Source organism: Flavobacterium sp. GQ95, from assembly GCF_059758655.1.
In genome coordinates this window covers 398889-413905 of the sequence record NZ_JCAXEB010000001.1, presented here as the reverse complement: position 1 = coordinate 413905, position 15017 = coordinate 398889, and the positions used below count along the sequence as shown (strand labels likewise).

Annotated in this window: 15 protein-coding genes; 9 read left to right on the top strand and 6 right to left on the bottom strand. The window is 33.1% G+C overall.

Features of this window, described 5'->3' with window-relative positions; genetic code table 11:
* Entirely contained in the window at positions 1-585 is a 585-nt protein-coding gene (locus AC6CH4_RS01810; RefSeq protein WP_498099638.1) for a hypothetical protein, read from the bottom strand.
* Between the two features lie 33 nt (positions 586-618).
* On the bottom strand, positions 619-2025 hold the full coding sequence (locus AC6CH4_RS01805) for a DUF4403 family protein (protein ID WP_498100601.1): 1407 nt from the start codon (positions 2023-2025) through the stop codon (positions 619-621).
* Between the two features lie 176 nt (positions 2026-2201).
* Between AC6CH4_RS01805 and AC6CH4_RS01800 the strand changes: the two genes are divergently transcribed.
* The 7 genes from AC6CH4_RS01800 (at position 2202) to tsaB (ending at position 10096) form a co-directional block, all read left to right on the top strand.
* Entirely contained in the window at positions 2202-2903 is a 702-nt protein-coding gene (locus AC6CH4_RS01800; RefSeq protein ID WP_192185985.1) for an ABC transporter ATP-binding protein, read from the top strand.
* On the top strand, positions 2896-4140 hold the full coding sequence (locus tag AC6CH4_RS01795) for an ABC transporter permease (protein ID WP_498099636.1): 1245 nt from the start codon (positions 2896-2898) through the stop codon (positions 4138-4140). Before AC6CH4_RS01800 ends, AC6CH4_RS01795 begins: the two co-directional genes overlap by 8 nt.
* Positions 4141-4142: 2 nt before the next feature.
* Positions 4143-5408 carry an ABC transporter permease gene (locus tag AC6CH4_RS01790; protein WP_498099634.1) on the top strand — a complete coding sequence of 422 codons (1266 nt, stop codon included), beginning with the start codon at positions 4143-4145 and terminating at the stop codon, positions 5406-5408.
* Between the two features lie 39 nt (positions 5409-5447).
* Positions 5448-6566, top strand: a complete 1119-nt coding sequence (locus AC6CH4_RS01785) for an efflux RND transporter periplasmic adaptor subunit (RefSeq protein ID WP_498099632.1) — start codon at positions 5448-5450, stop codon at positions 6564-6566.
* An 80-nt stretch (positions 6567-6646) separates the two neighbouring features.
* Positions 6647-8098: a TolC family protein gene (locus AC6CH4_RS01780; protein ID WP_498099630.1), complete on the top strand. Its 1452-nt coding sequence runs from the start codon at positions 6647-6649 to the stop codon at positions 8096-8098.
* Between the two features lie 6 nt (positions 8099-8104).
* Entirely contained in the window at positions 8105-9394 is a 1290-nt protein-coding gene (locus AC6CH4_RS01775) for an efflux RND transporter periplasmic adaptor subunit (protein WP_498099628.1), read from the top strand.
* Positions 9395-9421: 27 nt separating this feature from the next.
* Positions 9422-10096, top strand: a complete 675-nt coding sequence (gene tsaB / locus AC6CH4_RS01770; protein WP_498099626.1) for a tRNA (adenosine(37)-N6)-threonylcarbamoyltransferase complex dimerization subunit type 1 TsaB — start codon at positions 9422-9424, stop codon at positions 10094-10096.
* An 8-nt stretch (positions 10097-10104) separates the two neighbouring features.
* Here the strand turns inward: tsaB and AC6CH4_RS01765 are convergent, their stop codons facing one another.
* From AC6CH4_RS01765 to AC6CH4_RS01755, 3 genes are all read right to left on the bottom strand, one after another.
* Positions 10105-10914, bottom strand: a complete 810-nt coding sequence (locus tag AC6CH4_RS01765; protein ID WP_498099624.1) for a mechanosensitive ion channel family protein — start codon at positions 10912-10914, stop codon at positions 10105-10107.
* 90 nt (positions 10915-11004) lie between these two features.
* Positions 11005-11412 (bottom strand): YtxH domain-containing protein, encoded by a 408-nt coding sequence (locus AC6CH4_RS01760; protein ID WP_498099622.1) that lies wholly within the window; start codon positions 11410-11412, stop codon positions 11005-11007.
* Between the two features lie 156 nt (positions 11413-11568).
* Positions 11569-12468, bottom strand: coding sequence for a NifU family protein (locus tag AC6CH4_RS01755; RefSeq protein ID WP_498099620.1), 900 nt, complete (start codon positions 12466-12468; stop codon positions 11569-11571).
* A 143-nt stretch (positions 12469-12611) separates the two neighbouring features.
* On the opposite strand from AC6CH4_RS01755, the gene AC6CH4_RS01750 reads away from it, so the two are divergent.
* Positions 12612-13601 carry a PorP/SprF family type IX secretion system membrane protein gene (locus tag AC6CH4_RS01750; protein ID WP_498099618.1) on the top strand — a complete coding sequence of 330 codons (990 nt, stop codon included), beginning with the start codon at positions 12612-12614 and terminating at the stop codon, positions 13599-13601.
* Positions 13602-13607: 6 nt separating this feature from the next.
* Complete coding sequence (locus AC6CH4_RS01745; RefSeq protein WP_498099616.1) at positions 13608-14126, top strand: gamma carbonic anhydrase family protein; 519 nt, start codon at positions 13608-13610, stop codon at positions 14124-14126.
* 88 nt (positions 14127-14214) lie between these two features.
* Here the strand turns inward: AC6CH4_RS01745 and AC6CH4_RS01740 are convergent, their stop codons facing one another.
* Positions 14215-14931, bottom strand: coding sequence for a LytR/AlgR family response regulator transcription factor (locus AC6CH4_RS01740; RefSeq protein WP_498099614.1), 717 nt, complete (start codon positions 14929-14931; stop codon positions 14215-14217).
* Between the last annotated feature and the right edge of the window lie 86 nt (positions 14932-15017).

The following is a 15017-nucleotide window of genomic DNA, read 5'->3' as shown; positions in this document are numbered from 1 at the left end:
TTATACTGCTTTTTTCTTAAATGTCTTTAATTTACTTATTACAAGATAATATATTCCGACAAACAATAAAAACATAATTATTTTGCAGAACAATGCAAGAAAGAAATTTGGAGGATAAATATCTAAATCATTGTACATTGTCCAGGAGCTTGGAAGATAATCACGATGGAGTGATGTAGTTATTATTATAAATCTTTCGATTGAAATGATTAGCATAATGCTAAATAATATTCTGAAAAATATGTTTTTGTAAACACTTTCTTTGCGTAATAATTGAGTCACTAAAAACCATAAGATCGGTTGTGCCCAAACTCCGAGCCAGTATTTTCCAAACATTCTGTTTAGCATGTTACTCCGATCTTCAGTATTGCTTCCGCTATAAAAAACAAACATTCCGATAATCCATACTATAAAAAAAACTACACCGACAAAAGATATAAAATTTGTCGCTTCCTTATCGATTTTAGCTAAAATAACACTCTTTGTAAATATTGAGATGAATAAAAAAAGTAAAGAATATAGGCCAAATGCTGTGAAAAAATCGACAGTTATAATCTGAAGCAAAAGCAATATATTTTCTTTCATAAGGTTATTTTTAAAATCATAATCTAGATAAATTTATTTCAATCCATCAACAGAAACATTCACTGTTCCGTTTATCTTTATAAAAGCTATAATAGCCTGATTGGTTAACTGTATTTTGTCAAACTGGATGTCTTCCATTTTTCCATTTACAAACACACCTGGCATTGGAGAATAGTTTTTTAGATAAGATGCCATGCTTTTTTTTCCTTCTTCTAAATTGGGCTGGATCGAATAGCGACAACTTTGCTCCATTTTTTTTAATATGTAACCTTGCCCTAACCAGCTTGCGGTACGCATTAATTTGCTTTTGGTGTCTAAAACATAATCAAGTTTCTCAAAATAGATTTCTTTTGTCTGCGGATTATATTGTGGAAATCCATTTAAATAAAGCGTTCCGCTTATGGATCCTAAAACATCCAGCGCAATCACCATTTTTCCGTCTTTATGCCAGATTGTAACATTTTTCACTGTTATTTTTTTGCTTCCGGAACCAAATTCCTGACCTGCAAAATTTTTGGTCATTATTTTGGAAGCATCAAGGTAGGTTGAAATTGCTGCAATATTAGCTGAAATCTGATTTGGAATTTTAGCAACAGGTTTCAAAATAATTTTATTGGCATTGAACTTAGATTCAGGTTGTTTGCCAACAATGGTTTCCATATTGCATTTTACTCCCATATCCAATAAAAACAAATCATTCTTAAGTTTTGCGTTCGTTGAATAAATTTCAACAGGGGTAATTCGTAACCAACTTTCATAAGTATCACTCATTTGAAATGGCGTACATATTTTTTCTAATGCTGATAAAACATTCGGTTTAAAATCCATTGATTTTTCTATCGCTTCATCAATTTTCTTTTCAATTTTAGATTTAAAAATAGAAATGGCGGGATTAACCAAATAAGTTATTGGCATGCTTTTTCCGAAAACTAACATTGTAGGACTTTCGTTCCAATCTAGAGATTTAAATTCGGTTTTGGTGTTTAATTTCCAATTCGTCAAAGCTACTTCACTGGATAAGGTTATAACTCCATTTAAATTAAACTCACGGGTATCGTAAAGTTCAACACCCAGTTTTTTGGTTCCAATTCTATATTTAATAGTTGCTTTTAAAGGCAGGATTGTTTTTATCTTTTTATCTGGATTTGCCGGATCATTTTGGATTTTTATTGGAACCTGTTTCCAAATCTTCATCTCAATATCATCATCCTCGATATTATTGTCTTCATAAATTAACCCTGTTAAAATCGAGTTGGTCTGATTCTCAATATCGGTCAATTTTACCGTTATTGGTAGGTTAATAAAGGATGGATTTGCATCATAGACCAATGGACTGGCATCATCTGGTTCGGGCTTTAAGGTTTCTAATCTTTGAGATGTTGAACATCCGGAAAACAGTGTAAGTGCCGTTAATAAAGAGAAAATGGATAAAAACTTCATCATTAAGATTTTTTTGAGTGATGCAAAATTAAGAAAACAATTATATTATCTTAAAAATGTGTAACATTTGATAAAGAATCGAGTCTAATTGTAATATCAAAACGAAATTATTAACGTTTTGTTACCATAAATTACTTAATAAAAATGTTATTATTGTTTTAAAATTTAACAGTACCATGATAGAAATCAAAGATTTACACAAATCCTATAAAATGGGAAGTTCAGAATTACATGTGTTAAAAGGAATAAATTTTAATATTGAAGAAGGCGAGCTGGTTGCTATTATGGGGTCTTCTGGTTCAGGTAAATCGACACTTCTTAATATTTTAGGAATTTTGGACGAGGCTGATTCTGGTAGTTATATTTTAGATAAAACTCCTATTAAAAAACTGAATGAAACGATTGCGTCTAAATACAGAAATAAATTTTTAGGATTTGTTTTTCAATCTTTCAATTTGATCAATTATAAAACTGCACTAGATAATGTGGCAATGCCATTATATTATCAGGGAGTAAAGAGAAAAGAGCGATATGAAATTGCAATGAAATATTTGGAAAAAGTGGGTCTGGGTTCACATTCACACCATTTACCGAACGAGCTTTCCGGAGGTCAAAAACAGCGTGTTGCAATCGCGAGAGCATTGGCTTCAAATCCAAAAGTTTTATTGGCAGATGAGCCTACAGGAGCTTTAGATACCAAAACTTCATACGAGGTTATGGAACTTATTCAAGGAATTAACGATGAAGGTAAAACTATTTTGATCGTTACACACGAGCCTGATATTGCCGCAATGTGCAAAAGAAATGTGGTCCTGAAAGACGGATTAATTATCGATGATAAAAAGGTAGAACAAGTTAGAGCTTCATCTTATGTTTAATATTGAGCGTTGGCAGGAAATATTCGAAGCAATCTCCAAAAATCGGCTAAGAACATTCTTAACGGGAATTTCCGTGGCCTCAGGTATTTTTATTTTAGTGATTTTGCTTGGTGCGGGTAAAGGGCTTCAAAACGGAATTGAAAAACAATTCGAACGTGACGCCGCCGGAATTATTGAAGTTTGGTCCGGAACAACTACAAAAGAATACAAAGGGCTAAATCCCGGAAGACAAATTCAGTATAGAGACGGTGACTATAATCAATCTGTACAGAAATTTGATGATAAATTAGATATGAGAGCCGCAACCTATAATTTTTGGGGAGGTGCATTTTCGTACGGAAAAGAATCAGGAAGTTATCAATACAGAGGTGTTACTCCAGATTATGGTGGAGTAGAAAATCTAACAATAGTTCAAGGGCGTTATGTAAATAGCTCAGATTTAGCCAACAATGAAAAGGTAGCTTGTATCGGAATGAAAATTAAAACGGATCTGTTTAAAGACAAAGACGCTTTAGGAAAAGAAATCATAATCAATGGTATTAATTTTAAAGTAGTTGGCATTTTTACTGATCCGGGAGGAGAAAGAGAAGAAGCAAGGGCTTATTTGCCTTTAACTACTGTACAAAGGGCTTTTGGTGGTGGAGATAAAATAAGCAATTTGTTTTTTACGATGAAAAAAACAGATAATTATGATGAAGCTCTGGCGCAATCTAAAAAATTTACTCAAGATTTGAAGAATTTGCTGAAAAGTAGAAATATGGTAGCTCCTGAAGATGATGGAGGTGTTGGGGTTTATAATTCGGTTGAAGATGCTAAACAGTTTTATGATTTAAATCTTTATATCAGATTGTTCTTTTGGTGGGTAGGAATTTGTACTATTATTGCCGGAGTTGTTGGGGTGAGTAATATCATGCTTATTATTGTAAAAGAAAGAACAAAAGAAATTGGAATCAGAAAAGCACTTGGTGCATCTCCGTTTTCGATTATTTCAATGATACTTCATGAATCCATTTTTATTACTACGATTGCTGGTTTTGTTGGGCTTTTGGCAAGTTTGCTATTGTTAGAATTTGTTGGCCCGATGGTGCAAAGTGAATATTTTCAACATCCGGAAGTCGATTTTAGTGTGGCATTGACAACACTAGCTCTACTTGTATTTGCGGGAGCATTGGCAGGATTTTTCCCAGCATACAGAGCAGCCAAAATTAAACCTATTGTAGCACTTAGAGACGAATAATTATGTTTAAGAAAGATAATTGGGACGAGATTTTACAGGCCTTAACCGCCAATGTTTTCAGAACAACTCTAACTGCATTTGGTGTGTTTTGGGGTATATTTATTTTGGTAATACTGTTAGCGGCTGGAAATGGTTTAGAAAATGGTATCAAAAAAGGTTTTGACGGAATTGCCACAAATACTATGTTCATGTGGAGCCAGACAACATCAAAAGCCTATAAAGGTTTGCCTAAAACCCGTCGTTATGATTTTAGAAATAGTGATGTAGCAGCATTAAAGGCAGCTTTACCTGATTTATTATATGTTTCGCCAAGAAATCAATTAGGCGATTTTAACGGGACAAATAATGTGGTACGTGGTACAAAAACTTCTGCATTTACGGTTTATGGTGATTATCCGGAGTTGATTAAACAACAACCAATGGATATCATAAAAGGTCGTTTTATCAACCAGCAGGATATTCTTGAGAGAAGAAAAATTGCTGTGATTGGAAAAGGAGTTATTAGTGAATTGTATGGGAAAGAAGAAGAAGCGATTGGGACTTACATAAAAGTAAATGGAATTAATTTTATGGTAGTTGGCGTTTATCATTCTAAACAGCAAGGCGGAAATGCAGAACAGGAACAAAAGAATATCTTCGTTCCGTTTACAACTTTCCAACAAGCGTTTAATTATGGAGATAAAGTGGGTTGGATGGCACTTACGGCAAAAGATGAAACTTCAATAACCGATTTAAAACCTAAGATTCTGGAATTAATAAAATCACTTCATTCTATAAATCCTAAAGATGACAGAGCCGTAGGTAATTTCGATTTATATGAGCAATTCAACAAAGTACAGAGTTTGTTTAACATCTTAAAAATCATTGCTTATTTCGTGGGAACATTAGTTTTGATTTCAGGTGTGATCGGAATTTCAAATATTATGCTTATTGTAGTTAAAGAGCGTACAAAAGAAATAGGAATTCGTAGGGCTTTAGGTGCAACGCCTGGGGCTATTCGCGGACAAATTTTATCCGAATCCATATTTTTAACTATTATTTCAGGAATGTTTGGAATTGCAGTAGCAACCGGAATTATTGCTCTCTTAAATATGGTTTTGGATTCGATGCCCCCCGGAAGTAACACTATGTTTGCTAATCCAAGCGTAGATTTAAGAGTAGTTTTTGTTGCATTATTAATATTAGTAGGATCTGGTTTGTTGGCAGGATTTATTCCGGCGCAGACCGCAATTAATGTAAAGCCTGTAGATGCTTTACGAACAGAATAAATTATCAATCAAAATATAATCGATTAAACCAAAAACAAAATGAAAAAAGGAGTAACCGTAACCATTTTAATCTTTATTGCTTTAGTTTTCTTTGGCGCACTTTACTATTTGTATGCGAAAAATCAAGAGTCGCCAATCGTTTTTAAAACGGAGAAAGCAGAGATTAAAACGATCGTAAAAACGACCATTGCAACTGGTAACATTCAGCCTGACGAAGAGGTCCTAATCAAACCAAATATCTCAGGTATTATTGAAGAAGTATATATCAAAGCTGGTGAGAAAATTAAAGCAGGCGACATGATTGCTAAAATTAGAGTTGTTGCCAATGTATCTAATGTAAGCAGTACTCAAAATCAGGTACAAACAGCTAAAATCGCTTTAGATAATCAGGAGAAAATTTATAAAAGACAAAAAACCTTATTTGAAAAAGAGGTAATCTCTGCTAACGATTTTGATGCAGCGCAATTAGCTTATACTCAGGCGAAACAAAATTATTTAGCTGCAAGACAAAGTTTGGATATTGTAAAAACAGGAACAACAACATCACTAGGAAGTTATGCTAATACTTTAATTCGTTCAACTGTAAACGGAATGGTTTTAGCGGTTCCGGTAAAAGTTGGAAATCAGGTTATTGAAAGTAATAATTTTAATGAAGGAACTACAATTGCCAGCGTTGCAGATGTTGGAAGAATGATTTTTATTGGAAAAATAGATGAATCTGAAGTAGGGAAGATCAAAGTTCAGATGCCAATTGAAATTACTGTTGGTGCAATAGAGAATAAAAAATTCGATGCTCTTCTGACGGATATTGCTCCAAAGGGTGTAGTAGAAAATGGTGCAATTCAGTTTGAAATAAAAGCTTCTTTAGAAAACAGAGATGCTACTTTTATCAGAGCCGGATTAAGTGCAAATGCTTCTATTATTTTAGAAAAAGCAGATAAAGTTTTGGCAATTAAAGAATCATTAGTTCAATTTGACAAAAAAACTCAAAAGCCTTATGTTGAAATCGAAACAGCCCCACAGAAGTTTCAGAGAAAAGATTTAGTTCTGGGTGTTAGCGACGGAATATACGTTCAGGTTAAAAGCGGTATCAAAGATTCTGATAAAATTAAAATCTGGAATCAGGGCTTGATCAGTGAAGGAGAAGAAAAAAAATAATTTGAAAGTATAAAGAGTTTTTTGGGTTTATAAAATGTTAAATTTGCATGGTTCGTTTACTGTGCTTTGATTCAAAATATATGAAAATAAATAAATATAATAGTCTTGTTTTTGCTATACTTTTAGGGTTTGGATTATCTGCCCAGGCGCAAACAAAACAATGGACACTGGAAGAATGTGTACGATATGCACTAGACAATAATATCACGATAAAATTATCAGAACTAGATGTAAAAAATGCTGATATAGATAAAAAAGATGCTTTTGGAAATTACCTTCCATCAGTAAATGGAAATGCTTCACACTCCTGGAATATTGGTTTGAATCAGGATGTTACAACGGGTCTTTTACGTAATCAGACCACACAGTATTCATCAGTAGGATTAAGTGCCGGAGTTGATATTTACAAAGGCTTACAAATCCAAAATACGTATCGAAGAACAAAACTTTCAATAATTGCATCACAGTATCAATTATTGAAAATGCAGGAAGATATTTCGCTGAATGTTGCTAATGCATTTCTTCAAATTTTATCTTATAAAGAAGAGCTAAAAGTAAAAAAAGAACAATTATCGATTGATGAAAAACGTTTAAAACGTTCTGAAGAAATGGTAAATGCAGGAACAATTCCACGTGGGGATTTATATGATCTAAAAGCAACTATTGCAACAGATCAGCAAGCGATTACTGTTTCAGAGAATAATTTACTGATTTCAAAATTAAGTTTAGCGCAGCTTTTACAATTAAAAGAGTTCGCAGATTTTGATGTAATCGATGATACAAATGCTAAGGATGAAAATAATATCATGGCGCAAAGCCCAATTGATATTTACAATAAAGCAAAAGAAACGAGAACAGAATTAAAACTGGCACAGACCAATCTTGAAATTGCTGAGAAAAATGTTGCTATTGCGAAAGGGGCGTATCAGCCAACTTTAAGTGCTTTTTATAATTTTAATACCAGAGCAAGTTACTCTGATATTGTAATAGGAGCTACTCCAAATACTGCAAATCCAACATCTCAGATTGGTTTTGTTGAAGGGACAAATCAGGCTGTATTGCAAGATAATTTTACGCCTGTTTTAGGTGGACCTCAACCTATTATGGATCAATTTAGTGATAATAAAGGGCAGTCGTTTGGTTTTCAGCTTTCTGTTCCAATTTTTAACGGTTTCTCAGTTCGAAATAATGTAGAACGAAATAAAGTTAATTTAGAAAAATCTAAAATAGATTTAGAGCAAAAAAGTTTAGATTTGCAACGTAACGTTTATACTGCTTTTACAAATGCAAAAGGAGCGTTAAATACATATGAGTCATCAACTGTAACTTTAGAAGCGAGACAACAGGCTTACAATTATGCTAAAGAAAAGTATGATGTAGGTTTGATGAATTCATTCGATTTTACACAGGCTCAGACATTGTTGACAAATGCGCAGTCTGATGTTATCAGAACGAAATACGATTATATTTTTAAAATAAAAATACTTGAATTCTACTTTGGAATTCCAATTGTCCCAATTATTACAAAATAATTTATTATGTCAAAAAAAACAGTTTATTTCTTAATAGGAGGCGCCGTAGTTATTATTGCAGTTTTAGTAGGTCTTTCGAAATCGGGAGTAATAGGAAATAAGGATGAAGGAAAAGAAGTAGAAATTTCAAAAGTAATGGCTTCAACCATCGTCGAGACAGTTTCGGCAACGGGGAAAATTCAGCCGGAAATTGAGGTAAAACTTTCATCAATGGTTTCAGGTGAAATTATTGCATTAAATGTAAAAGAAGGCCAGGTTGTTAAAAAAGGAGATTTATTGGTAAAAATAAATCCGGATTTATATACTTCCGGATTAGATAGATCTGTTGCTAATTTATCTGGAACTAAAGCCAGTTTATCACAATCTGAAGCAAACTTTAAAGAAGCAAAAGCGAGTTACGAACGTAATAAAACATTATACGATAAAGGTGTAATTTCAAAGTCTGATTGGGATAAATCAATTGCAACTTTTGAGGTTGCTAAAGCTACAAAACAAAGTTCTTATTATAATGTTCAGAGTGCCTCGGCATCTGTAACTGAAGCTAAAGATAATTTAGGACGTACTTTAATTTATGCTCCTGCAGACGGAACTATTTCTGTGTTAAATGTTGAATTAGGAGAGCGTGTTTTAGGAACGCAACAAATGGCAGGAACAGAGCTTTTGAGAGTGGCAAACCTAAACAACATGGAAGTTGAAGTTGATGTTAATGAAAATGACATTGTGAAAGTAAAAATTGGAGATGAAGCCAATGTTGAAGTAGATGCCTATTTAAAAAAGAAATTTAAAGGTATTGTGACAAGTATTTCTAACTCAGCAAGCTCTACACTAACTTCAGATCAGGTTACTAATTTCAAAGTTAAAGTTCGTATTCTAAAAGAATCCTATCAGGATCTGTTAGAAGGCCAACCTAGCTCTTATTCTCCGTTTAGACCCGGAATGACAGCAACAGTTGATATTCTGACAAAAACAAAAGCAAATGTATTAGCAGTGCCTATTAGTTCAGTAGTTGTAAAATCAGATACTGCAGCAGTTAAGGATTTTACAGTAGAAGATCCTAATGAGAAAAAAGTAGTACCAAAAAGTGATAAAAAATTCGAGTGTGTTTTTGTGAAAGTAGGCGATAAAGCTAAAATCAGAATCATTAAAACAGGAATTCAGGACGATACCAATATCGAAGTGATGTCTGGATTGAAGCCAGGTGATGTTGTTATTACAGGGCCTTATACTACTGTTTCAAAAGAATTGAATTCTGGCGATAAGGTGAAGCTTAAAAAAGCTGATGTTCCCAAAAAATAAATATTATAATCTTAAAAAATAAATACTTTGTCTTTTATTCTCAATATCGAAACGGCTACAAAAAACTGTTCTGTAGCAATTGCAAAAAATGGTGAAACAATTTTGTGTAAGGAAATTGCAGAAGAAGGATATTCACATGCCGAAAAACTCCATGTTTTTATCGAAGAAATAATTGCAGAAGCCGGAATTACCGTTCAGGATTTGAATGCAATTGCTGTAAGTCAGGGGCCTGGTTCTTATACAGGTTTGCGCATTGGGGTTTCAGCAGCAAAAGGATTATGTTTTGCATTAAATATTCCGTTGATTGCTGTTGATACTTTGAAGACTTTAGCATCGCAAGCCAAGGTTTCTGATGGAAAAATAATTCCAATGCTGGATGCCAGAAGAATGGAAGTGTATAGTGAGATTTTTAATGCGAACCTGGAAGTTGAAAGAGAAATTCTGGCAGAAGTTATTACAGAAGATTCTTTTGCAACATATACGGATGTGCTTTATTTCGTTGGTGATTGTGCAGACAAATGCAAATCAGTTTTGACAAAAGATAATTTCATTTTTCTGGAAGACATAAAATACCCTTCAGCTTCGGCAATGAGTAAAATCAGTTATGATAAATATCAAAAAAGCGACACTGTTGATGTCGCTTATTTTGAACCTTATTATTTAAAAGATTTTATGATGGCGCCTCCATCAAAAAAACAATAAAAAACTTTTTATTTTTGAAGTGTATATGGTTGAACTGAAATTCCGGCTTCATCTAAAGCCGTTTTGCAATTCTCCAGAGTTTCAGAAAAAACAGCACCATAGTTTACATTTTTAGCCCACGGGCGAACTGCAAATTCTACTGCACTAGTAGTCAGGTTTTTTACAAAAACTTCAGGAGCAGGTTTTTTAAGTACTTTAGGATTTTTATTTAAAACATCTATAAGTATATCTTTCGCTTTTTTAATATCTGAATCGTAAGAAACCGCAAAAGTCAAATCTGCTCTTCTTTCTCCCTGCATAGAGTAATTAATAATTGTACCATTTGACAAAGCGCCATTTGGAACAAAAACAGTTTGATTATTAGCAGTAAGCATTTTAGTGACAAAAATCTGGATTTCGCTTACAGTTGCAATAACTCCCTGCGCTTCGATTGTATCTCCAACTTTAAAAGGTTTAAATAGAATAATTAGCATTCCTCCGGCAAAGTTAGAAAGCGAGCCCTGCAAAGATAAACCCACAGCAAGTCCCATAGCTCCTAAAATGGCAACAAATGAGGAAGTATCAATACCCAGTTTTGAAATAAAAATCACAAACAATAAGATTCTTAGTGCCCATATTAAAATGTCCGACAGGAATTTTGTTAAGGTGGGATCCAGGTTTCGCTGAACCATTACTTTTGTTATAATTCTATTTATAAATCGAATGGCATATATACCAACAAATAAAATTAGAAATGCCGAAATTAATTTTGCCGAATAATTAACTAATATGTCAACGATTTTTGTGGTATAATCGCTAAGTTGTTCTGGACTCATCATGTTTATTAAATAAAAAAAACCTTCTCAAAAGGAGAAGGTGTATTAGTAGTGCAAATATAAAGATATTTCTTCTATAAGAAAAATAAGTATCTATTCCTTGTCAGCAATTTCGTCAGTAGTTTTATCTTCGATAGTTGCCGCTGTTTCACTCGCATCAACCACAGTTTCTGAGGCAACTGTTTTAGTGTCGCTGGTTAATTCGCTTGTTTTTTCTTTTACAGAATCTATTACATCACTTATAGAATCGGTTGCTTTTTCAACATACTCACTAACAATATCCTTCGCCTGACCTGCATATTCAACTGCACTATCAAGTAATGGTTCTGAAGCTTCTTTGGCTTTAGCGATAGTCTCTTCTGCAAAAGCCTCTGCTTTTTCAATATAAGGTGTAGCAGCTTCCTTGGCTTGCTCAAAAGTAGTTTCAGCCTGATTGGCTAAGTCTGTCGCAGATTCTTTGGCTGAGCCAAATAAATTCTTAAAAAATGAAGATAATCCCATAGTTTTATAATTGATTAGTTAATAATACAATATTAGACTTTTTTACAGGATTACAGCATGAATGTTAAAATAATTTATTGAAAGTTAAGCAGATACGAGGTAATAAAAAAGCGCCCACCAATGGCGAACGCTTTCTGTATTTTCTAATGTTATTTTTTATGCATTTACAGCTTCGACTTTAATAGCCTCATCATTTAACATGCTTTTCAACATGTTTTCGATTCCACTTTTTAGAGTAAAAGTAGACGATGGACATCCGCTACAAGCACCTTGCAAAATAACTTTCACTGTCTTGTCATTTTCATTATATGAATCGAATGCAATATTTCCTCCATCGGCAGCAACGGCTGGTTTTACGTATTCTTCTAAGATGTTAATGATTTGTTGTGAAGTTACATCCAATTTATCAAAAGCTTCATCTTTAGTAACATCATTTTTTGTAGTCACTTCAATTAGACTTTCATCTAAAACAGTTCCTCCGTTTTCGATAAATTGTTTAATAAACGTTCTAACTTCCAATGTAATTTCATCCCAGTCGTTAATATCGTATTTAGTAACCGAAATATAATTTTCATCAATAAAAACTTCTTTTACAAAAGGGAATTTGAATAATTCTTTTGCTAATGGAGAAGAAGCAGTCTGGTCAATATTTTTGTATTCTACCGGATTTCTGGTTAACATTCTGCTAACCACGAATTTTAATGCCGCCGGATTTGGAGTTGTTTCTCCGTAAACCGTAATAGGTTGTTTTTTAGCTTTGTTTTCGTCGATTTTAATAATAACCCCACCTTTGTCAACAAATGCTGCAATTTGTTCTGCAACAGCGTCTTGTACGTCTTCCCATTCTACAATACTGTATCTTTCGATAGCGATGAAATTTCCTGAAATGTAAACTGTTTTTACAAACGGAAGATAAAATAATTGTTGTGCTAATGGCGATTCTTGCGCCTCATCAATATTCTTAAACTCAAAATTTTGATTTTGAGTGATGAAATCTTCAAATTCAAACTTTAAAATGGTTGGGTTTTGAGTTTCCTTTATAGTGATTTTCGTCATGATTGTATATTTTTCACAAATTTACTAAAGTTATTTTCTACTAATACCTATATTTGGTTTTTTAATAAAATAATTAAGACTCTTTTCAAATAAATCGTATTAAATTATGAGAGTCTAAAATATATTTAAACAATTTTGCCTTTATGGAATTTAGAATCAAGGTTTTATTCATATTCTTAATCACTACATTTTATTCTTATTCACAAGAAGGAATCCCAGTTTATTCAGATTATTTATCTGATAACTATTACTTGATTCATCCTTCTATGGCTGGAGCGGCAAATTGTGCGAAAATAAGATTAACAGCCAGAAAACAATGGTTTGGCCAGGATGATGCACCGGAACTTCAAACATTGAGTTTTAATGGTCGAATAGGGGAGAGATCCGGAGCCGGAATTATTGTTTTTAATGATAAAAATGGATATCATTCTCAAAAAGGTGTAAAACTTACTTATGCACATCATATTATGTTTTCGAGAGATGAGATCGATTTGAATCAATTATCTTTTGGTATTAGTGGGGGAGTAATTCAAAATCAATTAGACGAAACAACATTTGGAACAACATTTGACCCAATTGTTTCGGGCCAAATTCAAAAAGATTCCTATTTTAATGTTGATGTTGGAGCGTCTTATAATTACCTGAATTTTTATGCCCACGCTACAGTTCAGGGACTGATCGAAACCAGAAGAGAATTGTATACGGACTATGAAAGTGATAATGTTCGAAAATATCTTTTGAGCGCTGGATATGTTTTTGGCAAAAGTGAAAATATTACCTGGGAACCTTCAATATTGTTTCAAATGTTTGATCAGACGAAAGAAAAATCGATCGATTTAAACATGAAAGCTTACAAAAATATGGATTTTGGAAGTTTATGGGCGGCATTATCGTATAGAAGAAGTTTTGATGGCGCAGAATATCTTAGCGGAAGTGGAGTTTCATCTCAAAAATTGCAATATTTTACACCAATTATAGGTGTAAATTTTAAAAACTTTATGTTTGCGTACACGTACTCTCAAGTGATGGGAGATGTAAAATTTGATACCGGCGGGTATCATCAAATTACTTTAGGAATCAATTTATTTTGTAAAAAGGAACGTTACGATTGTAATTGTCCGGCTATTAATTAATTTTTTATGCTAATTAAGTCTGTAAACGGAAAATCACCTTCAATTCCAGAAGATTGTTATGTTGCCGAAAATGCTACCATAGTCGGTGATGTTACTTTTGGTGAATCTTGCAGTGTTTGGTTTAATGCTGTGATTCGTGGCGATGTTCATTTCATTAAAATTGGGAATAAAGTTAATATCCAGGATGGAGCGATCATTCATTGTACGTATCAAAAACATCCAACTATTATAGGAAACAATGTTTCAATTGGGCATAATGCAATTGTGCATGGGTGTACGATTCATGACAATGTTTTAATAGGAATGGGCGCGATTGTAATGGATAATTGTGTAGTTGAAAGCAATGCGATTGTAGCCGCCGGAGCAGTTGTTACACAAAATACTATTGTCGCTTCAGGAAGTATTTATGCAGGTGTTCCTGCCAAAAAAGTAAAAGACATTGACCAATCTGATTTTGCAGGAGAAATCGAACGTATTTCGAACAACTACGTAATGTATTCGGGCTGGTTTAAAAACGAAGAATAAATAATAAATTCCAAAATTTAAATTCCAAATTCCGATGTGTCATATGCTTTATTGGAATTTGGAATTTTTTAATTGGAATTTAAAGAATCTATAAATTGATCTTTTCGAAGAAAGTACTTTTATAACTTTCACTAATCGGAATTCGTTTATCGCTAATCAAAACCTTATTTTTCTGAATCGATTTTACATGTTTTATATTGATGATGTAAGACCTGTGAATTCTTGAAAAACCTTTGCTGGAAAGTAAATTCTCGAGTTTTATTAAACTGATTAAGGTCAGGGTAAATTTGTTGTCTGTGGTATAGATTTTTACATAATCTTTTAGGCCTTCAATAAATAAAATATCCGCAAAATTCATTTTTATATTCTCATATTCAGCTCTGACGAACATAAAATCCTGTTCTAATTCAGGAGCAGTAGTGTTTTCAGAAATGGCCTGAACCGTCGCTGCAGGATTGAAAATTTGCTGTGCACGTACTACTGATTTTAAAAAACGATGAAACGGAATAGGTTTTACCAAATAATCAACAGCTCCAAGATTAAATCCTTCAACAGCATAATCAGAATAAGCTGTTGTAAAAATGATTAAAGGCTTTTTTTCTATGGTATTTAAAAATTCAATTCCAGAAAAATGAGGCATCTGAATATCCAAAAAAATCAAATCTACATTCGTCTGATTGATAAATGAAACGGCATCGATGGCATTATTAAAAGTGCTAACCAATTCCAGCGAATCTACTTTTCGGACAAAATCTTCTAATAATTCAACCGCTAAAGGTTCGTCATCTATAATTACACATTTCATCTGTTTCAGTATTAGATTGTTAAATTAGTTTTGGTCTTCAAAAGTAGTTTTAAACCAGTAAATTAAGTTTTAAAGTTTTCATAAAT